The organism is Ruminiclostridium cellobioparum DSM 1351 = ATCC 15832, from assembly GCF_000621505.1.
In the GTDB taxonomy this organism is placed as follows: Bacteria; Bacillota; Clostridia; order Acetivibrionales; family DSM-1351; genus Ruminiclostridium; species Ruminiclostridium cellobioparum.
In genome coordinates, this window is sequence record NZ_JHYD01000010.1 from 74,045 (window position 1) to 93,509 (window position 19,465).

A 19,465-nucleotide genomic window follows, 5' to 3' on the forward strand; every position below is an offset into this window, starting at 1 on the left:
CTCACCCCTATCAATTCAAGAAATCCAAATTGTCTTCCGGCTCTGGTAAAGGCCAAGGAATTTTATTTATCTTACAGAATGATGCTATAAGCTTTTCCGAAGGCTGCTTTCCATATATTCCTGAATAGATCTTTTTGTACCCTTCAATTTTTTCTTTCCATTCCTGCATCTGTTGTTCATCTGGCATTATTCATCCCTCACTTTCTCAATCCTGGCCTTAACTGCCTCCATCAAGGCATCCTGCCCCGCTGCTTTATTTTCTAAAGCCGTCATCACATCTACATCAATTGTGCCTTCTGAAACTAAATGATAATTCATTACATGCTTTAATTGCCCCTGTCTATATAAACGCGCTATGGCTTGTAAGTATAACTCCAGGCTCCACGTAAGCCCGAACCAGACAATGATATTACCGCCATCTTGCAGATTCAATCCATGACCTGCCGATGCAGGATGAACTCCAAGCAATTCAATCTTTCCCGCATTCCAATCGGCTATATCCTTTACCCCTTCACTGCCTTTTCGTAGGGTTTTAATCCGCGGGAACCTTTTTTGTATGCGTAATAGGTCATGCTTGTATGTGTAAAACAATAGTACCGGATGCCCGTTTGCTGCTTCAAGGATATCCTCCAAGGCATCAAGTTTGGAATCATGAATTTCCTGTATACCCTGATTCTCGTTATACACAGCCCCATTTGCCATTTGCAGTAGCTTATTTGACAGCACCGCTGCTGTATTAGCTACTATATCTCCATCCACCAGGGGTAAAAGTAGATCCCTTTCCAGCTTTCTATACTTTGCTTTTGCTGATTCATCAAGCTTAACCGGTATTACTCTATCGATTTTCTCCGGCAGCTCTAGCCAATCCTCTGACTTCATGCTGACACAGATATCAGAAATCTTATCGAATACGGCTTCTTCGGATTCTTTTTTTTGTTTCCAGTCGTACACTACATATCCTGATCTCGCCCCCGCTGTAAAATATCGTTCCCTGTATCCGGTTATTGTTTTTCCAAGACGTTCTCCCTGGTCAAGCAGATATATTTGACTCCAGAGGTCCAATAATCCATTAGGTGCCGGTGTACCGGTAAGGCCTATTACCCTTTTCATCAGTGGCCGGTTACGCCTTAATGCTTTAAACCGTTGTGCTGATGGTGACTTAAAACTTGATAACTCATCAATCACCACAGTATCAAACGGCCAATCGTTACCGGTCATGCTCACCAGCCAGGGAACGTTTTCTCGGTTGATTATGTATAGGTCTGCATCAGTCTTTAATGCTCTTTCCCTCTGTCTCCTGTCTCCCAAAATCTTTGATATCCGCAGATGCTTCAGGTGATCCCATTTCTGACTCTCCCGGCTCCAAGTGTCCTCCGCTACTCTTAATGGGGCTATAATTAAAACTCTTGCGGCTTCAAATCGGTCATACAGGAGTTCATCAATTGCAGTAAGAGTAATTACCGTTTTGCTAACCTAAGCCCATTTCCAAAAACAACCCAAGGGCTGGAGTATCTATAATTCGCTCTTTCGCGTATTCCTGATACTTATGTGGAATGAACTTCATTCGGCACCACCTCCTTTGCTTCCTCCAGAGTGTTTACAACCCTTACGTCAAACCCCAAAGCCCTTAGCTCATCGTGCCTTTTCTTTTGCAACGGCTCCGGCTTGCCGGCAGGTGCCTTGGTTTCCACAAAAATTATTTTCCCACCAGGAAAGAGACAAATTCGGTCCGGCACCCCACGCATACCGGGAGATACAAATTTTAAGCATTTACCGCCTTTGGCCTCCACCGATTTTTTTAATTTATTCTCGACTCTTGACTCAAGCATTTTTTCACCTTCCATTTTTTAGGGTGTATCAGTAACGGTATTTCACGCGTATGTGTGTGATATGTGCGTTTAGGTTGTATCTATACCCCTATATACTACTTAATTATTATTTTTATCTTATATAGAGAAATTTACTGTTATTACTGTTACGTTGTTCTGTAATCATTTAGTATCAGGCTTTAAAGTGTATCAGTATTTTTTATTTTTACTGTTATCTTACTGTTACTACTGATACACTTCCATTTTTTTACTGATACTTACTGATATTTTACTGATACACCTTTTATTTTCGTATATAAGCCGTCTGTAACCCGTATATTTTGAACCTTACACGCCCTTTTCTCTCTTCCCAAGCAGAAAACTTCCTTAGAATCTCATTGATGGGCCTTGATTCCCAAACTCCAAATTTGGCAGGGTCAAGCCCTAAGGCTTCAGCCCATATTTCGGCTGCACACACCTTTGTTCTTGGTATATTTCCAGTTGGTTCCTCCAAGAGATACTGTCGACGGGACCAAATATCGCGTTCCTCCCAATCATCAGGTAATTTTGTATCAAGGTACTTTTGTATAAGCCCTTCCCTGGGGTCAACCTCAGTGTGTATGCCTTGCATGCGCTCAGCTTCTTTAGCTGTATCCTTATCAAGTTCCAAGGATTCCCCCGCCTTGTATAGGCTCAAAGCCTCAGCCCATATCTGGTTTATCTCAAAATCGTCCAGACTGTCCCAATGGTTTAATCTCCTCTTTTCCGGATCAACATCTACAGGCCAAAATCTTCTATTTCCTGTTGGGTCCTGCAGAAAGTTATGGTTGTTGGTTGTTCCAAAAAATACGCACTTACGCGGGAACTCTGACACCTGTCTGTCATAGGCTACACGGTATCTATCCTCAGTCTTTGACAAAAAGGCTTTTACTTCCTCAAGTTCACTTTTTTTCATTGCAGATAGTTCCCCGAGCTCAAATATCCAGGCCCCCTGCAGGTGTTCTCCAGCCTCCTTGTTCTCAAACGTTCTCAGGGAATCGCTGAACCACTTGCGGCCAAGCTTTGCCAATAAACTACTTTTACCGGCCCCCTGTGGCCCCACAAGTACAAGCATGTAGTCAAACTTGCATCCAGGTTCATATAACCTTTTAACAGCTGCAATAAGCATCTTACGTGTAACCGTCCTCACATAATGGCTGTTCTCAGCACCTAAATATGTGATGAATAATTCTTCAATTCTTTCAAGGCCATCCCATTCGGTGGTCTCCAAGTACTCCTTTATTGGGTGAAATGTATTCATATGTACTACCTCCGTAAAAGCATTTTGTATTGTTGCGGTAGATTTAAATTCGTATTTTTTACCAAAATAGTGAAGCAGCCTTTTGTCGTCCGCACCCAACCAAGGCTCATATTCTTGTTTTGGCCTTTCTCTCTGCCGCCAAGGCAAAGGGCCACGTATAACTTCGGTGTTACCGAAGGCATCATAGGCCAATTTTTTATTAAAGTCCCCATTCCTGAGAATGATTTCAGCATTTTTCGCCGTAGGAAAAGGGAACCCAGTCTTTGAGTTTACCTTGAGCTTATTTGTCCAGTTTTTATCTGCTGAAGGTGTTTCTTCATCATTTGTGACTTCGACTTCAATATCATCCTCAAAGTCCTGTTCCAGCCTTATACGCTTAACTTCAGGATCATCTGCAGCAAACTCCAACATAGCTATATGGCTTGGCAGCTTTGTGCCTGCTGTATGCTCCTTCACATCTGCATCAAGGTGTCCAAACTTATGGATTCTCACAAGGTCAAATATATTATGACAATGCCCATCATTTACCGGATCACTCTGGTGCTCACTATATGCCCAGGTATCGTCATAAACCCTCATACCGCCGAAGGAAGTACCGCCGGTATAAGTCCAGCGGTCATCATATTGTGTAGCCTCGTACACATCGGGGAGGAACTTCTCAATACCCTCAGCAATGCCATACACCTGGCAGAATACCCCGATAGCTCCGGGCTTTTCAGCGGGATCCCCAAGTTTCTTATCTGCGAATAAAGATTCTTTTTTCTTTTCATCCGGATGCCGGGGCCATTCTTCTGGATCTCTCCAGTCGATATATTCCTCAAGTATGGAGTCGGCATTAACCGGCTCACCCGCCGCAATCTCCAGTATCGGGGTAGCATCCTTAGAGCAGCTCGGCAGGTACATCAACCTATGTACATCAAAAGTGGTTTTATCAAAGTATGGCATGCCTATTTTGTCAGCAAGCTTACGACCAACAGCTGCATGCTCGTCTGGAGACAAAGCTCGGTCAAGAGGGCATACGAGTCTATATTTTTGTTTGTTTTGCCGCCAACTATGGGTAGAGTAGATAGCATACGCCGTTCCATCAAGGACTATTTCAACGCAGGGTATGAAGTTGCTATCGGCGTTATCGGCATCCAGTGTGATCAACCAACGGCTCTCAACATTTTCTTTTTTACGCCTGCCGCCTTTTACAAGGCCACCTACAAAGCCCCGGCCATTTTTGATATTATCTTTATCATCTTTAGACATACGGTCATACTCGGCCATGGTTTCATTTGTTCTGCGTACCTTTTTAAGTAGCCCGACAAATTCATCCCATTCCATATAGTCCGGTTTCCAGTCTTTATCGTGTCTGTTTTTTCCGAATGAAATTTCAAGCATGCCCTCAACCCCTTAACCAAATCTCATTTTCTCTTCGTATCGGAATATCTGTTCTAATAAAGTGAACTTATCCCCGACTACTCTTTCTACATTGACATTCCAGTAGAAGGCGCATGTTCTTTCATCCTGCAGGAACATAGCATCTGTCTCAGCCCAGAGAAATACTTTTTTATTGAGAATGTTTGCCATGCCCAATTCGCAGTGTGTTCCACGCCCACCAGGCAACAGGACTATAACAATATCCGCATCCCTGACACCTTGTAACTCAAGCTCTGCGACCTCAGTTAGTCTCTCAGGTCCTTCACACTGAACACTTCCATGGGCTGTCCAGTCGTATGTATGTTTCATCCCCCAGGATTTTAACGCAAGGGCTATTTTTTTAACCGTATCCGCATTTTCCAATCTACTTGCTATATAAAACTTCAAGGTAATCCCTCCTATTCTAGAAAATCATATTCTGGATCCAAACTCTTACAGTTTATTACCGCCTGAGCATAGTAACTGTCTTTCAGTTCTATCCCAACAGCTCTACGCCCCATCTGGATAGCCTTATATGGTTCGCTTCCGATTCCTGCAAAAGGACTCAGCACGATATCATTTGGATTGGTCCAGAGCTGCAATGCCCGTTCAATTACATCAAGCTGCAAAGGGCATATATGCCTTTCGTCCCTGTCATCCCGGGCGGGTTTACGGTTTAATGTATTACTTTGCTTAATATCCATCCAGACCGGGGAGGCATATCTGCGCCAAACATGATGAGAATATACAGGATCCTCAGAGCTCATATGGGAATGCTTATTGAGAGTGGAATATTGCGATTTCAGCGTAGGTTCAACTTTTGGTGCTTCTGGCTCATTCTCACCGGCGAAGCTTGTAAAACCCTCTGGATGTGAAATAGGTTCCGGATTATCTCCAGGCTTTCGCATTGTAATTAGATAATCGGGTAGCCCTTGACGACATAATGATGAATCCTTTTGTATCTGCTTATGTAGCAGCCCCAGCGCTTTTGTACGAGTTGCTTCCACCAGCGGGTCTTTCCATATAGCTACCCTGGAATGATAAATAAAATTTCCTGCCTGAAAGATTCTTATAAGGTCTCCCGGGAAATCCTTCAATCCGATATATCCGTCTCTTTCCTTCATAGCCGGGATATCCATACAGTGAAAACTTAACAACCTGCCGGGCATCAGCACTCTGTATAATTCAAATACCAGAAACTCAAAATTTAAGTAAAACTCATTCTCCGATCTACAGTTACCCATGTCTCTTTCACTATTCGAATAGGTGTATAATGAAGCAAACGGAGGGCTAAAAATGCTATAATGGATACTGTTATCCGGGATACCCTTTAAAACTTCTATACAATCTCCGTGGTACATAGCCCACCTATCGGTAACTGTTTGATTAAAAACCTGCTGCACTTTTTATCATCTCCTCCCATTGAGGCAGTTTTATTTTCATTTGCGGGTTATACGGTGTCGTTATCCGCTTTGTAGATTGTAATTCTTTCTTCGTAATCTCCTTGGTGTACTCGATCATAGCCCTTTGCATCTTTAAGGCATCGGCTGTCTTTCTCTCAATATTCTCCTTGACGCATCCCTCTTTTGCGCTTATGACAATATGAACATTTACTGGCTTTTTCTGCCCGAAACGGTAGCAGCGCCTTACAGCCTGATAGTATTGTTCGTAACTGTCCGAGAGCCCGACAAATATCATGTCTGAACATGTCTGCCAGTTCATACCGAATCCGGCAATTGAGGGTTTCGTTACAAGGTCTTTCACTTCACCTCTGGAGAATCCCAGCATAGCTGTTTTCTTATGTTCTGGAGCATCGCTGCCTTTTACCTCAACAGCACCGGGGATTGACTTTGTAAGTAAATCTGATTCTGCATTAAGGTCACACCATATAAGGCACTGCCCTTCAACACTTTGAGCAATTTCAGCAGCCTTTTTAACTCGTAGATCGAGGCTATCCTTTCTGGCCTGCCTGCGTTGCGTCAGTGTAAGCGGTTCCCTGATAGGCTCATCCCCGTCTACTATGTGCTCATGAATAATCAGTTCTGGCAGTATGTAGTCGGTTCCATCGTATCCAAGATCGGCAGGATTGCTGAGGAATATGGACCATGAAGCCATCCATTGCCAAAATACATCCTCAGCATGCTTTTTTAATCTCCATTTTGAAGTATCCCCACCGTCATGAATGAAAAACATTGATAGCATTTCTGCCCGGCTCATAACTCCTGCAAATTCGCAATGGTTACCGAGTTCCATAAAGTCATTCGGCGCTGGAGTCGCTGTGCATGCCAGCCTAAAAGGTGTCTGAGAGAAGTTTCCTATAATCTGATTTCTCATTTTAGAATTGTAGTTCTTCAGTATTGAGGATTCATCCAGAATAATCCCTTCAAACTTATTTGATACAAAGTGATCCAGCATTTCATAATTTGTTATATTGATACCCGGCTGCACATCTGCCTGACTCCTGCAAAGGGTTACCGGTATATCAAATTTAGCAGCTTCACGCTTTGTCTGTTCCGCTACAGCCAATGGAGCCAGCAACAGAACATTTCCTCCGGTATAGTCGTAAACCTGATAACCCCACTCCAGCTGCATAGGGGTTTTACCAAGACCGCAGTCAGCAAATATCGCGCTTTTGCCTCTTGCCAGAGCACATCTGACGATATCGCACTGAAAATCATACAACATAAGGTTGAGATCGTATTTATTAATTTCAAAGCCAGATGACTCTAATATAAAACGTTTTTTAAGTAAGAAATCTCGGTAATTCATTTGTATTAATCTCCTGACTATTTGCTTTAAAAAAGGCTTCCGCAAATCCTTTAGGTGTGATAGCTCTTAATGCGGCTCGGCTTAATCCTAGCCCCCTATATTCATCTGGAACTATAGGTACAGCCATTCCCCGGCCATTTATTCTTCCGTTTGGGAATCGTCTTGTAGGATCACTGGGCTTTTCGGATACAGTTTTTACAGGAGGTTTAAAGTAACCCCAAATATCCGTTGGTTTTATTCCAGTATCGCCGAATTCCCATTGTTCAAATGCGAAATATGGATTCCCCAAGAACTGCCGTAAAAAACCTTTTGGATTCTCCATTGCCCAGAACTGTAATTTAGTATGTAACCTACATTTCCAGATAATTTGTAAACAAGCTTCAACAACTTTCATAGCTTCCTTAAAATTTCTCACAGCGTTACCTTTTGCTAATGAAAACTCCGTGCAAGGCGGTGCAGCCAATATTCCGTAAACGTCATCGAATAACACGCAAATTGTATCCCTGTATTGCACATCCTGCCGGATAAACTCTACGCCATAATTGTTAAACTCAATTTTAGTAACATCCCATGCCGGCAGTGTTATAACCTTGACATCATAACCCGCTTCTTTATACGGCCGGCTCCAGCTCCCAGTTCCACCACACAAATCTAAAATCAATTTTTTATTCATGTTTAACCTCCACATATGGCGGTGCCGCGCATTCTTTTCATTTTTAATCTTTTCTATAAAACTCTGTTTCATATCCGTCTGCCCTGAGTGGCAACCCAGGAGCCCATTCTATCGGTTGGCTCATTATTTCATTAACCTGCGTAAGAGCCCCGGTATCAGTATTTGGTACATCCAGAATGACCTCATCATGGACATGCATTCTTATGTCATATCCTGCTTCATACAGGCGTATCATATTAACCGCTAAACAATCCCTTGCTACAGCCTGCACTATGTTTTCTACCAGTTTCGGGCCATATGTATCTATCCGCCCCCAAGTCTTTTTTACCTGGTCCATTCCCTCATATGTAAGCGCTGGACGTCCGAATTTTCCTTCTCGGATTTGTGGCCTTACGTAAGCCAGCTTACGCCCTGACGGTAATTTGATAAACATGTAACCATCTTGGTAGGAAAAGGTTATGCCATATTGAATCCTTATCGTTCTGCGCTCACCTACAGCTGCCATTGCTGCTTTATCGACATCCCACCAGAATTTAATGATTTTAGGATTAGCTCTACGCCATGCCGTTACCAGGTCGGGCAATTCGTCTGCATCCAATCCCATTTTAAGAGCTCCCATAGCCTCAAGTGCTCCAACACTGCCACCGTATCCAAGGGCCAGTTCAGCAATCTTACCTTTCTGCCTGAGTGGATTTCCTTTTGTAATTTCTTCTATAGGGACGTGGAACATCTGAGAAGCTGAGGCCTCATATATCTTTCCGTGACTCTGGAATACTTTCATTCTCCATGTTTCTCCCGCCAGCCAAGCTATTACCCTCGCTTCAATTGCTGAAAAGTCAGATACTATGAACCGGCATCCCTCCGACGGAATAAAAGCAGTTCTGATAAGCTGTGACAGTACAAATGGCGGGCTACCAAAAAGAAGTTCTATTGCTTCAAACTCTCCGTCCCTAAGTAGTTGTCTGGCTACACCTAAATCCGGTATTTTGTTCTGTGGCAGGTTTTGTACTTGAATCAATCTTCCTGCCCAGCGCCACGTACGATTGGCACCGCAGAACTGTAGCAGCCCCCTTGCTCTATCGTCTGAACACATTGCACGTTCCATCGCTTCATACTTTTTGGTGCTGGTCTTTGACATCTCTTTCCGCAACTCAAGCATCCTGGTGACATCCTCATCCCCCTGAGCCTGGTCAAGTAACTGAGGTATGTACTCCTTACCAAGACCGTTAGCAACAGTCAACCCTTGCTCTTTGAGCCATTCTGTTAATTGAGCTGGGCTATTTGGATTATCAAGGCCTGTAAGTTCCTTTGCCTCTGCCTCAAGTCTGGCTGCATATTCTGCATCACATTTAAGAGCCTGTTGCACGAGTACCGGATCAAGTCTCACACCGGAGTCATTGATTTTCTGATCCAGCGCCCACAATTCCCACTCATTTTCAGGAATCGGATACTTCTCAATAGCCTTTCTGATGGTTCTCTCTACCTCAACATCCTGCTTGTTATATGCTTTAAATTGCTGCCACTTATCTGGTGCATGGTGCAGTAAATTGCGAGTTCTGCCGCCATTTACTTTTGTGGGCTTACATGGAACCGAGAAGTATTTTATAAGGTTCTTACCTGCTGTATCCTTCTGGGCACTTAATCCGAGTACTTTTGCTACTGCCTCAAGGTTGCCCGGCAGGCCCAGGGATAAAGCATGAACCGAAGTACATCTCCACTGCTCCGGAAACATTGTTATGGTGTAGAATTTTGCTAAACATGTTCTTTCAAAGTTGGCATTATAGGCGGCTTTTATTACTTCTGGGTTTTGAAGATCTCCCCTTACATGTTCCGGCAATTCTTCAAAGTCTGCCAGGTCGATTACAGTTATAGGCTCATCATCGTAGGCATACGCAAAGAGAAGTATTTCAAAGTCAGGAGCTTCAACATATCTGTAAACCCCGCATTTTATAAGGTCTACACTGCTATAGGTTTCGATATCTATAGATAATATTTTCATTATGCCTAACATGGCCCCCCTTCACTTCCTCCAAAGGCTCCTACCGGAAACGTCCATTGCCCTTCAGGAAGAAACATTTCGTCTGCTCTGAATTCACCCGTTTTCAATTGCCTTATTGCTTCTGCATCTGAATAATCTAAACAACTTTCTGCTCCTAATATGTACTCTTCCATTGTCTTTTTATTATCCAAGGTAAAGCCCAATATCTTTTCATCCTGGCATACTTCATCAAAACAACTAGGAAACAATTCCTTTATTCCTACCCAATGCTTAGGAAGTGAAAATATACACATCATGCAGCTGCAACGATTCCAACCAACTCTATAACATGGATGAGGGTTGCAATTATTTCTCTTAAACACTTCCCAAATATCTCTTTCGGTGTAGTCTATAACTGGTCTCCACCAATGTACCAACCTTTTACTTTTAGCAGTTGCATTAGTCCTGTGTATCTCCATTTCATTGTACTTGGAACGTCCTGCACTTTCTCCCCTGCGTTCTCCTGATATAATAAGTATCTTAGAATTTTGTTTTATTTTGTCTACATGGTGAGTGACAGTATCTTGTACACTTGCCTTCAACGATCCGCTGCACCATCTGCCTTGATGACATCCACTCTTTGCAGGAAACTTATGTCTGTTGCTTCCAAGACTTCTGAGCTCATTAAACTTTTCTAAATTTCGTATGACTGTATCCCCTACAACTATTTTTAAATAAGCACTGCACCACCGTACATTTAAATCTGCTGACTTTGCAGGGAACTTCATTCTATAGCCATATTCCTTTAATTCGTCTGAATCCAAAATATTTTCTCTTAATTCTTGGCTTCGTTCCTGTAGCTTTGATAACTTACAGGTTTTAACTTCTCCGTTATCCGTGTACTGAATTGGATGGCTTGAACCTACTCTGTAAACTTCCCCCCAAAATCCATTCTGTCTCCATGATAGTCTGAGATATGTTCCGGTAGCTTCAGCAAACGATTTTACATAATTTGCAGTGCAAGGCCAATCCATTTTTCTCGTTGGGTGTCCCCCGTCTATATCATGGTGCCATAATTCAATCTTTTCTTTAGGAACACCCATTTCTATAAGTTTAAAGTAACACGCTGTTGAATCCTTGCCGCCTGAGAACAAAATAATTATCTTGTCATAATCTTCAAGTGGTAGAAGTTGTTCCAAATGAAACTTTTGTTGATGCGGTGTATTGGCTTTCCCTGGGACTACAGGTTTTATAACGTGACCTGTTCCATATATTTTTGAATCTTTTACTCCCAATGTTACGGGAGTATTTATTGTACACTCTGAATCTTTTACTATCGGTGATTCATTAACTATATTCATTTCGTTCACGTCTGAACGACCGGCCAGTCTTTACCTAGGATTATTCATATCCTTTCTGCACTCATTTGGTATGCGATCTTCTAAACTTAGAAAAAAGCGGGGACTCTTGCGAATCCCCGTATTTGATTAATCCAGTAAATCGTCGTCATCGTCCTCTATTTCGTCAAAGTCGTCCTCTGCTCTGGACCTTCCCCCCAGGTAATCTCCGTCAGCTACCTTCTGAATGTTGTTGAGTCCGCAGGCTATTCCTTTATTACCGGCAGTATTGAACGCATAGAAATTAACACTGGCTCTGGCGTAGCATCCAGAGTATACTTCTGTAGAATCAGTTATCTCATTCTTATACCGGTCAATGATACCCGGCTTTTGCTTGCTGGAGGCATTAATAAAATAATGTCCTGCATATTCGGGGTTATCTTCGGCTCTTTCCTCGTCGCCATCACGCAATGGGGTTTTTAGATTGGCTGGAATCTTGCCGCTTTTGTCTTTGATTTTGTCTGCACCTGTCTGTTTTGCGGCTTCAATCGCGGCTTTAATCTTCTTAACAGTTTCCTTGTCTGTCTTTGGAATTAACAGGCATGCGCTGTATTTTGGATCCTGGCTATCATCAATAGCTGCCGGAGTGAATAAGTGTGCATATGAAAGTCTTACCTTTCCTGTAATAACCTTAGTATCTGTATTTGTAATTGCCATAGTTTTAATCTCCTTTTTATTTTGGTTGTTTTTTAAGTTTGAATTTATTACGGCAAGGGTCACAATCCTTGCAATTTGGATACGTTGCGCATTTTGGCTTATAAGAACAGTGGGGTTCCGGATTAACCCCGCAAAGCTTAGCTAATTCTTTGAATAGCCCTTTATATGAATCTTCCAAATGAGCACCCCCTAACTTAAAATATCATCGTCAAAATCTTTTACTGCTGATGCTACTGAGGAAAGCTCTGGGCGTGGGTCACTCTCTTTTGCAAGAGTGGCTTTACCTGCAGGCTTAATAACAAGGTCTTTGAGATAATCAGCAAACAGTTTTTTACCGATCTTCTTTTCCATATCTGTGATACCCCATATTTCTTGAGGCTGATAGATAACTTCGGTGGAATAGCCTTCTTCTTTGAGCTTTGTAGCAACTGCTTCCTTATCGGTATATTTTCTGTTACTCCTACCTTCAACCAACTTCCAGCCAGGGAACTTGACTCCGTGATTCTCTGCCTGATCAAGTGCATATTCCTGTATGTCCTTTGCCCATTTCTGTAAGGCATCGGCTTGCTCCAGTATTACCGCTATTTCATCATGTGTAAGTATGTTGGGATTCTGAAACTCGTATCTGGCCATTTCAAGATTATCCTCAGCCCTTTTCCTGCATACCGCTTTAGCCCTGCAGAACTGGCAGTGATCACCGGATTTATATTCACCCTCACCGGCAAATGCTAATGCTGCTACCGGTTTAACTTCCGTTTCCCCCCACTCAAGTAGTTCCTGTACGGTTATTTCATCTTCCGAAACACTATCAAGTCTTGGTTGAATAATTGTCATCCTGACTTTATCGAAGTCATACAGCATACTATATTCGTTGATAGCGCCTAAAGCATACAGCCGCATTTGTGGGTTGCCGACTGCTGAAACAGGTACACCTTGACCGTATTTAAGATCCACGATTTCAATTACACCCTCGGATATTAAGACTACGTCGGCTGTTCCAGATCCATCTTGAGCCCAAGAAGAATAATTTAGTTCTTGTTCCAGCAGGATAAAGGCATCCTTGCAATCTTTCTTCAATGTAAGGTACTTTTCGCCTACAATTGTTTTATACTGTTCTATGTACTCCAGCATGCTTTGACTGTATAGTGGATTTTTTTGAAATTCAATGAGTTTCTTCTTATATATACTGGGTTTTAGTTCAGTGGTGAGATTACCTCTCAGGAGATGTTCAGCGAGTTCATGGGCGAAGGTTCCTAAAATGGCATCTTCACTTTTACTTTCTGGGAACTGCTCCTCCAATCTTGGACTTGGGGGACAATTCATCCAACGTTTAGAGCCAGATGCCGATAGCAGGGCATGAGCTCTTTCACTGTGGCCCATTCTATAACCCCTCCGCTTCTTTCAGAACTTCCGCAAATTTCTCAGGGGGGATTTCCGATAACTTGGATGCACCGAATTTATTAATAAGTTCTTTTACCGGCTTGCCTGCACGAGTCAATTCAGCAAGTTTGCCCCTAACTTCTTCAAGGGTAATAACAACTGGTTCATCAGTTTTTTCAGGTTCAGGATCTTTTTGTGGTTTTTCCTTTTCCTTCTTATCTGCCTTAGAGTTTGTAGCTTTCTTAGCTTCGTCTTTAGTTGATTCGGCAGATGTAATTGCTCTACCGCCCATAGCTAATGCTAAATTATTGAGAGCTGATGACAGCTCCGGTGCACTTACATTAACGTTTACTGTGATTTCCATATTCTTTATTCTCCTTCTATGTTATTTATCTGTAGCTTCAATAAACTCGCCGCAAACAATATTCTGAGGCTTTTCTTTAGCCCTGATAGTGGCATATTCTTTCTTTTGACTGATTCTGATTTTTAATCCAGCATATATTCCAAAGTCGTCGCCTGCCTCGATACCCCAGCCTGCCTCGATACCCTCGCCTGCCTCGATACCCCGGCCTGCCTCGATACCGTCGCCTGCCTTGATACCCCGGCCTGCCTTGATACCCCGGCCTGCCTCGATACCCCGGCCTGCCTCGATACCCCAGCCTGCCTCGATACCCCGGCCTGCCTCGATACCGTCGCCTGCCTTGATACCCCGGCCTGCCTCGATACCGTCGCCTGCCTCGATACCGTCGCCTGCCTCGATACCCCGGCCTGCCTCGATACCCTCGCCTGCCTTGATACCCCGGCCTGCCTTGATACCCCGGCCTGCCTCGATACCCCAGCCTGCCTCGATACCCCGGCCTGCCTCGATACCCCGGCCTGCCAAAAGCCATTTTGCTATTTTCAAAGCTCCCTTAACAATAATTTTTCCTGCGAAGAAAAGACTTGCCTCGATATTTATTTCATTAACTTCCATAACCGTGTCGGTAGTACCAAACTGGTGCATTAACCAACTAGCCCACTCGTAATTGTTTTCTGCAGCCAGCGCATCAAGAATAGTCTGATATTCTGCCCCCTCTGGAAATCTCTCAATAAAGGCTCTAGTACCCGCACCGCAGGCTCCTTTTTCTTTTAACGACTCTTTCGTTATAAACATGTTGACCTCACTCTTTCTCCAGTGCTATACTGGTAATAGGAAATTTGTTTTAGCGCCTTTTAGGTGCTTTTTCTTTTTTAATGGATCTTACTTTTCCGTTTGAAACTTCCACTCTGTAGCCCATTTGACAAGCCAACAGGCAATCACCAACTGTAACATTTGAATTTACGGGTATGTAGTTTCTCTGTTCCAGATTTTCAAGAAAAGCATCGAACCTTGGAACTTTAATTCTGTTCGCTATCTTTGAGAGTATGTTCAGCATCCTTTACACCTCCTTTCGGTACATGAATAATATTCCTTGTAATCCGGTGTCTCAGTATAAGCTCTTTAGGTAGATTTTTGATTACGAGCCAGTTTTCAGGATTTAGGTATTCACTTTTGGGCTTATACCCCGCGATTAACTTTCTTTGTGCTACTGTGGGCTTAATACCGTGTTTCATATCAGTTCCTTCTTTCTTCTCACAAGCATTCAAGTCTGGGATCGTCTCCCTTACTGGTTGCTTTAATTATGTGAATTAAGAATTTTAAAGCAGCTTCCTCTTGCTCTGGAGACATTTCAATCTGCCCAATATCCTCCTCAGTGCCATCTGGGTATAGAATTGTTTGTTTAGGTAAATAAAATGGCATGTGATCAAGTCCCCCTTTGTGTTTTATCCGCACTTTCCAACTCATAAAATACTTCTGGAACTGTACTATTAAGAGCATCAGCTATACGCTCCATAACATCTTTTGATGGGTTTGTTTTTTTACCCGTTTCAAGATCGCTTAAATAAGATGGTGCAAGTTCTAGCGCTTTTGCGAATTGATTCAATCCTATTTTTTTAGCTTCCCGCAATTCTCTAAGCTTCAAATTATTCAACTCCCTTCTATGCTCTATCGGCTCACTCTGTGCTCTGCAAGATAATGGTATCATAATCTACCAGAGCACGTCAAACTTAATCATGCACCAATGGAGCACGATTAAAATAAACCAGCTCTTGCTTCCTTAAGTTTACTAATTATTTCTAAGTATATTGACAATTTGTGCTCTATTAGTATATAATGTTCTCTACTAGATAATGATTTGCGAAAGGGTTAATTATGCTTGGCAAAAATATAAAAAAGTTCCGTGAAAATAAGAACATAGGCGTTAATGAATTGGGTAGACTTATAGGGGTTAGTCCCAGTTATATAAGCGCAATAGAAAAGGGTAAAAAAACAAATCCATCCAGAGAAACTCTTGATAAGATAGCAGAGGCTTTAGAAGTTTCCACTGACAGATTAACTGGCGAAGCTGTTAGCAGTATTATCGATAGTAGATTAAAAGAATTAGGAATGACCTTGGAAGATGTTGCAAATAAAATAGACCCTGATATATTTGATTGGCTTCGGCATATCGATAACTTCATACCAGGAGAATGGGGAGGTAAAGATGATATAGCCTATACTTGGATAACTAAAGTAGCTGAAGTTTTAGGCTTACCGGGAGCACAATTAAGAGCCGCTCTTGCTCGGCAAGAAATTCCAGCTTACGACGGACCAGCGCAGACAGCGAGTGATGCTTTTAAAGATTTTTCTGATCCACTCCCTAAAATTGTCAATGAAAACGACCCGATAAACACAATAGCCGCGCATTTTAAGGGGAAAGACATTTCACAAGAAAAATTAAAAAGGATTGAGAAATTTATCGAATTTACATTGCGTGAGGATGAATAAATCTCTTACCGTGAGGTATTAATATGACATATGACGAATTGGTTATACAGTACGATATGTTAAAAATAAAAGAAGTTGATTTTAATAAAATCGATCCTGAGGAAGAGCTTAGCGGACTTTGCATAAATGAAAATATTCTTATACGAGAAAATATTGATACCAATGTTGAAAAAATCTGTGTTCTGGCTGAAGAACTAGGACATTATTTTACAACTCATGGTAACATTCTTGATCAAACCAAGCCTGAAAACGTAAAACAGGAAAAGCGTGCTCGGAATTGGGCATATGAAAAATTGGTGCCTCTAGAGAGACTTATTGATGCTTATGAGAACGGGATCCGAAACCGTTTTGAATTATCACTACACATGGGAGTTACAGAGAACTTTCTGGAAGAAGCAATGCGACATTATAGAGAAAAATACGGTTTATATCATACTTTATCAAATTACATTATTTATTTTGAGCCACTAGGCGTATTTAAAGTACTCGAATAGCAGGAGGAAGGTCATGATAAAAGGTGCAACCTATAATAGATACTCTCCAGGACCGGATCAGACTGATGATAGTATTGAGGCCCAACTCACAGACAACCGGGCCTATGCCGTTAAAAATAAAATTGATATCATAAAAGACTACATAGATGAAGAACGTTCAGGAAAATCGGATAATAGAGCAGACTTTCAGCGTATGATTGAAGACGCAAAAAAGGGTCTGTTTGAGGTTATTATATGTCATAAAATTGACCGATTTGCCAGAAACCGATATGACTCTGCCATTTATAAGGCTCAGCTCAAACGATTGGGAATTAAGGTACTGTATTCCGCACAAAACATATCCGACAGTCCAGAAGGAAGGCTCATGGAAGGGGTATTAGAAAGCTTTGCCGAATATTTTTCTGATAACCTGGCTACTGAAGTTATGAAGGGGCTCAAGACAACAGCCCGAAAAGGGGAATTTACTGGTGGATTCGCCCCATTAGGGTATGACATTGTAGATAAGAAATATGTGATTAATGATTATGAGGCAAGTATTGTAAAGAAGATATTTGATATGTACGCTGGAGGAGCCACTTACGGTAAGATTCTATCAGAGCTAAAATCAAAAGGTTTTAAAACCAAGTTTAATGCTGATTTTGGAAAAAATAGTTTATACTCTATTCTGGAAAATAAGAAATATATCGGCATTATGGAGTATAACAAAGCAATTCCAAGAGTTCCTGGACGCCGTAATGGCCACAAAACAAAACCCGAAGATCAGATCATTACTGTAGAAAATATCATTCCCCCTATAATTGATTTGAATACCTGGAAACTCACTAGTGCTAGAAAAATTGACAATAAACATAGCAGAGCACAATTTAAAGCTATAGATACATATTTGTTGACTGGCTTGGTATGCTGTGAGACATGCAATACAACTATGGCGGGTCATCGGACAAAGAACAACCAGCAACGAATTTACTCGTATTACCTGTGTAAAAATTGCCGGAACAAAGTAAGAAAAGAGCACATTGAGCAAAAAACACTAGCCGTTATGGTAAATAAAATATTCTCTGATGATTCTATAGACAAATACGTCGAGAAACTTAATAAATATTCAGCCAGCAAATTTAATAAGGCAGAATCTGAAATAAATAAACTGAGATCTACTATAAGCAGGCTTGATAAGGAAATAAATAATATTGTAAATGTAATTATGAAAGGTATTTCTTCAACAGCCCTTGAAGAAAAACTCCAAACTTTGGAACAGGCAAAAAAGGATTCCTTATATGAATTAGCCTGTGTGAAAAGTGATCAGATCGCAAAACTTTACTCTCCTGATGAGCTAAAAAGTAATTTATCAAAATACAAAGAAATACTCGAACGTGGCGATATTGATGAGTGTAAGCCAATTGTTAAGCAATTTATTCAGAAAATAACAAAAGCCGAAAATGATAAAATCACTTTCGACTATTGTTTAGATACTATTGGTGCGGATGAAGAGACTTGAACTCCCACGGTCGCCCACTGGAACCTAAATCCAGCGCGTCTGCCAATTCCGCCACATCCGCACGAGCATTTCCTATTATAAATACAAACACCAGGTTTGTCAACTACAATTTGCCGTTAAAATCATATGCTGCCATAACAGCTTTATTCTCAGGGCTGCTTGATCAGCTCGGTATTATTAATAATAGTGTATCCAACTTTTTCTGCAAGGTTAATTTCTTCAAAAAGCTCTTTCTTGCTGCCATCGGAATTAAAAACTATCCTCACAACAGGCCTTGTGGGAAAATTCTTATTTATACCTATTACCACTCCCTTTTCCCCGTTGTTTAAAACAACACCCGATCCCACAGGAAATGGTGGGATTATCTCAATAAAGCAATTTAAAACCCTGGTGTCCAGTGTGGGTGCCGCTATTACAGTCAGGTATTCCAGGGCCTGATTTGCACTTATTTTGTCTCTGTATATCCTGTTTGATGTAAGTGCGTCAAAAATATCCGTAATGGCCACTATTTTCGAAAATAAATGAATCTGATCACCTTTCAAGCCCTTGGGATAACCTTTTCCGTCTATTCTCTCATGATGCTCAAGAGCCACCCTTGCCGAAGCTTCACTGATAAGGGGCAATTTCCTTAATATATTGTAACCGTATATGGAATGTTCTTTTACAATTTCATATTCATCAGTGGATAAAGCCGCTTTCTTTAATAATATTTCAGCAGGTATCATTAATTTGCCTATATCGTGCAAAAGCGCCCCTACCCCCAGCTCCCTGAGATGAGCCGTGTTGAGATTAAGTTTTATTCCGGTAATTACAGAGAGGATACATACATTTACACAGTGGAAATATGTATATGAATCGCGGGTTTTTATATCCATCAGATTTATAATGACATCATCCGAGCTTAATATTTCTTCGAGTATTTTATTGACTATTTCTATTGCTTCAACTGAATTTAACAACTGCATGGAGGTGTAGTTTTCCATCGATTCTTTGATAAACCGTATTGCTTCCCGCCTTGTTTCTTCCTTGACAACATCAGGTATAACCACACCGCCGGATATATCGTCATCAATATATACTTCGGTAATTCCCAGGTCTTTAAGACGCTCGATGTATGAATTGGTCAAAAGAGCGCCAGCCTCCAACAGAATTAAATTATCATTGAATATTGCCTTGCCAAGAATCATGCCGGGTTCACAATTGGATATCCTTATCTGTCTCATTTCTTCCTCTTTTGTCTAGTTGTGACTTAAGTTGCTCATTAA

Annotated in this window: 21 protein-coding genes, 1 tRNA gene and 1 pseudogene; 3 read left to right on the plus strand and 20 right to left on the minus strand. The window is 41.7% G+C overall.

Annotated features, from left to right (window positions below):
• Positions 1-10: 10 nt before the first annotated feature.
• The 18 genes and pseudogenes from T344_RS30945 to T344_RS0107225 form a co-directional block, all read right to left on the minus strand.
• Positions 11-187 (minus strand): hypothetical protein, encoded by a 177-nt coding sequence (locus T344_RS30945; protein WP_154669423.1) that lies wholly within the window; start codon positions 185-187, stop codon positions 11-13.
• Positions 187-1,564, minus strand: a pseudogene (locus tag T344_RS27775) (SNF2-related protein). The gene T344_RS30945 and the pseudogene T344_RS27775 overlap by 1 nt, the downstream one beginning before the upstream one ends.
• A complete protein-coding gene (locus tag T344_RS0107150) occupies positions 1,545-1,829 on the minus strand; it encodes a PDDEXK family nuclease (protein ID WP_027628126.1) in 285 nt (94 codons plus the stop codon). Before T344_RS0107150 ends, T344_RS27775 begins: the two are co-directional and overlap by 20 nt.
• Before the next feature lie 283 nt (positions 1,830-2,112).
• Positions 2,113-4,491 (minus strand): virulence-associated E family protein, encoded by a 2,379-nt coding sequence (locus T344_RS0107155; RefSeq protein WP_027628127.1) that lies wholly within the window; start codon positions 4,489-4,491, stop codon positions 2,113-2,115.
• 12 nt (positions 4,492-4,503) lie between these two features.
• Positions 4,504-4,917, minus strand: a complete 414-nt coding sequence (locus tag T344_RS0107160; RefSeq protein WP_027628128.1) for a nucleoside 2-deoxyribosyltransferase — start codon at positions 4,915-4,917, stop codon at positions 4,504-4,506.
• A gap of 11 nt (positions 4,918-4,928) precedes the next feature.
• Positions 4,929-5,912 (minus strand): DNA-methyltransferase, encoded by a 984-nt coding sequence (locus tag T344_RS0107165; protein WP_027628129.1) that lies wholly within the window; start codon positions 5,910-5,912, stop codon positions 4,929-4,931.
• Positions 5,896-7,278, minus strand: coding sequence for a helicase-related protein (locus tag T344_RS0107170; RefSeq protein ID WP_027628130.1), 1,383 nt, complete (start codon positions 7,276-7,278; stop codon positions 5,896-5,898). The genes T344_RS0107165 and T344_RS0107170 overlap by 17 nt, the downstream gene beginning before the upstream one ends.
• Positions 7,253-7,951 carry a DNA cytosine methyltransferase gene (locus T344_RS0107175; protein WP_027628131.1) on the minus strand — a complete coding sequence of 233 codons (699 nt, stop codon included), beginning with the start codon at positions 7,949-7,951 and terminating at the stop codon, positions 7,253-7,255. The genes T344_RS0107170 and T344_RS0107175 overlap by 26 nt, the downstream gene beginning before the upstream one ends.
• 43 nt (positions 7,952-7,994) lie before the next feature.
• The gene (locus T344_RS0107180; protein WP_422784859.1) at positions 7,995-9,962 is read right to left on the minus strand and encodes a DNA polymerase; all 1,968 of its coding nucleotides are present in this window, start codon (positions 9,960-9,962) and stop codon (positions 7,995-7,997) included.
• Positions 9,956-11,290, minus strand: a complete 1,335-nt coding sequence (locus T344_RS0107185) for a phosphoadenosine phosphosulfate reductase domain-containing protein (protein ID WP_027628133.1) — start codon at positions 11,288-11,290, stop codon at positions 9,956-9,958. The genes T344_RS0107180 and T344_RS0107185 overlap by 7 nt, the downstream gene beginning before the upstream one ends.
• Before the next feature lie 126 nt (positions 11,291-11,416).
• Positions 11,417-11,983 carry a DUF2815 family protein gene (locus T344_RS0107190; RefSeq protein ID WP_027628134.1) on the minus strand — a complete coding sequence of 189 codons (567 nt, stop codon included), beginning with the start codon at positions 11,981-11,983 and terminating at the stop codon, positions 11,417-11,419.
• Between the two features lie 189 nt (positions 11,984-12,172).
• Entirely contained in the window at positions 12,173-13,363 is a 1,191-nt protein-coding gene (locus T344_RS0107195; RefSeq protein ID WP_027628135.1) for a DUF2800 domain-containing protein, read from the minus strand.
• A 1-nt stretch (position 13,364) separates the two neighbouring features.
• Complete coding sequence (locus T344_RS0107200) at positions 13,365-13,727, minus strand: hypothetical protein (RefSeq protein ID WP_027628136.1); 363 nt, start codon at positions 13,725-13,727, stop codon at positions 13,365-13,367.
• 21 nt (positions 13,728-13,748) lie between these two features.
• A complete protein-coding gene (locus tag T344_RS31505) occupies positions 13,749-14,516 on the minus strand; it encodes a hypothetical protein (protein ID WP_027628137.1) in 768 nt (255 codons plus the stop codon).
• Positions 14,517-14,565: 49 nt separating this feature from the next.
• Positions 14,566-14,778 (minus strand): hypothetical protein, encoded by a 213-nt coding sequence (locus T344_RS0107210; RefSeq protein WP_027628138.1) that lies wholly within the window; start codon positions 14,776-14,778, stop codon positions 14,566-14,568.
• Positions 14,741-14,956, minus strand: coding sequence for a DUF6906 family protein (locus T344_RS31905; RefSeq protein WP_422784860.1), 216 nt, complete (start codon positions 14,954-14,956; stop codon positions 14,741-14,743). The genes T344_RS0107210 and T344_RS31905 overlap by 38 nt, the downstream gene beginning before the upstream one ends.
• 19 nt (positions 14,957-14,975) lie before the next feature.
• Positions 14,976-15,143 (minus strand): hypothetical protein, encoded by a 168-nt coding sequence (locus tag T344_RS30955; RefSeq protein WP_154669424.1) that lies wholly within the window; start codon positions 15,141-15,143, stop codon positions 14,976-14,978.
• 4 nt (positions 15,144-15,147) lie between these two features.
• On the minus strand, positions 15,148-15,366 hold the full coding sequence (locus tag T344_RS0107225; RefSeq protein WP_242842036.1) for a helix-turn-helix domain-containing protein: 219 nt from the start codon (positions 15,364-15,366) through the stop codon (positions 15,148-15,150).
• Positions 15,367-15,596: 230 nt separating this feature from the next.
• On the opposite strand from T344_RS0107225, the gene T344_RS30290 reads away from it, so the two are divergent.
• From T344_RS30290 to T344_RS30295, 3 genes are read left to right on the plus strand one after another with little or no spacing between them, the layout of a single operon-like run.
• Positions 15,597-16,211 carry a helix-turn-helix domain-containing protein gene (locus T344_RS30290; RefSeq protein ID WP_084331138.1) on the plus strand — a complete coding sequence of 205 codons (615 nt, stop codon included), beginning with the start codon at positions 15,597-15,599 and terminating at the stop codon, positions 16,209-16,211.
• 23 nt (positions 16,212-16,234) lie between these two features.
• Positions 16,235-16,705, plus strand: coding sequence for an ImmA/IrrE family metallo-endopeptidase (locus tag T344_RS0107235; protein WP_027628140.1), 471 nt, complete (start codon positions 16,235-16,237; stop codon positions 16,703-16,705).
• 13 nt (positions 16,706-16,718) lie between these two features.
• Positions 16,719-18,200, plus strand: coding sequence for a recombinase family protein (locus T344_RS30295; protein ID WP_084331139.1), 1,482 nt, complete (start codon positions 16,719-16,721; stop codon positions 18,198-18,200).
• Here T344_RS30295 and T344_RS0107245 read toward each other — a convergent pair.
• Positions 18,179-18,261 (minus strand) — tRNA-Leu (locus tag T344_RS0107245). The genes T344_RS30295 and T344_RS0107245 overlap by 22 nt on opposite strands.
• Positions 18,262-18,349: 88 nt before the next feature.
• On the minus strand, positions 18,350-19,423 hold the full coding sequence (locus T344_RS0107250) for an HD-GYP domain-containing protein (protein WP_027628141.1): 1,074 nt from the start codon (positions 19,421-19,423) through the stop codon (positions 18,350-18,352).
• Between the last annotated feature and the right edge of the window lie 42 nt (positions 19,424-19,465).

Excerpts from the sequence above, each read along its gene's own strand:
- T344_RS30945 (WP_154669423.1), bottom strand. The coding sequence starts at position 187 with ATGCCAGATGAACAACAGATGCAGGAATGGAAAGAAAAAATTGAAGGG.
- T344_RS0107150 (WP_027628126.1), bottom strand. The coding sequence starts at position 1,829 with ATGCTTGAGTCAAGAGTCGAGAATAAATTAAAAAAATCGGTGGAGGCC.
- T344_RS31905 (WP_422784860.1), bottom strand. The coding sequence starts at position 14,956 with ATGAAACACGGTATTAAGCCCACAGTAGCACAAAGAAAGTTAATCGCG.
- T344_RS0107190 (WP_027628134.1), bottom strand. The coding sequence starts at position 11,983 with ATGGCAATTACAAATACAGATACTAAGGTTATTACAGGAAAGGTAAGA.
- T344_RS0107210 (WP_027628138.1), bottom strand. The coding sequence starts at position 14,778 with ATGCTGAACATACTCTCAAAGATAGCGAACAGAATTAAAGTTCCAAGG.
- T344_RS0107250 (WP_027628141.1), bottom strand. The coding sequence starts at position 19,423 with ATGAGACAGATAAGGATATCCAATTGTGAACCCGGCATGATTCTTGGC.
- T344_RS0107235 (WP_027628140.1), top strand. The coding sequence starts at position 16,235 with ATGACATATGACGAATTGGTTATACAGTACGATATGTTAAAAATAAAA.
- T344_RS0107195 (WP_027628135.1), bottom strand. The coding sequence starts at position 13,363 with ATGGGCCACAGTGAAAGAGCTCATGCCCTGCTATCGGCATCTGGCTCT.
- T344_RS0107170 (WP_027628130.1), bottom strand. The coding sequence starts at position 7,278 with ATGAATTACCGAGATTTCTTACTTAAAAAACGTTTTATATTAGAGTCA.
- T344_RS0107180 (WP_422784859.1), bottom strand. The coding sequence starts at position 9,962 with ATGTTAGGCATAATGAAAATATTATCTATAGATATCGAAACCTATAGC.
- T344_RS0107175 (WP_027628131.1), bottom strand. The coding sequence starts at position 7,951 with ATGAATAAAAAATTGATTTTAGATTTGTGTGGTGGAACTGGGAGCTGG.
- T344_RS0107185 (WP_027628133.1), bottom strand. The coding sequence starts at position 11,290 with ATGAATATAGTTAATGAATCACCGATAGTAAAAGATTCAGAGTGTACA.
- T344_RS30290 (WP_084331138.1), top strand. The coding sequence starts at position 15,597 with ATGCTTGGCAAAAATATAAAAAAGTTCCGTGAAAATAAGAACATAGGC.
- T344_RS0107155 (WP_027628127.1), bottom strand. The coding sequence starts at position 4,491 with ATGCTTGAAATTTCATTCGGAAAAAACAGACACGATAAAGACTGGAAA.
- T344_RS0107200 (WP_027628136.1), bottom strand. The coding sequence starts at position 13,727 with ATGGAAATCACAGTAAACGTTAATGTAAGTGCACCGGAGCTGTCATCA.
- T344_RS30295 (WP_084331139.1), top strand. The coding sequence starts at position 16,719 with ATGATAAAAGGTGCAACCTATAATAGATACTCTCCAGGACCGGATCAG.
- T344_RS30955 (WP_154669424.1), bottom strand. The coding sequence starts at position 15,143 with ATGCCATTTTATTTACCTAAACAAACAATTCTATACCCAGATGGCACT.
- T344_RS31505 (WP_027628137.1), bottom strand. The coding sequence starts at position 14,516 with ATGTTTATAACGAAAGAGTCGTTAAAAGAAAAAGGAGCCTGCGGTGCG.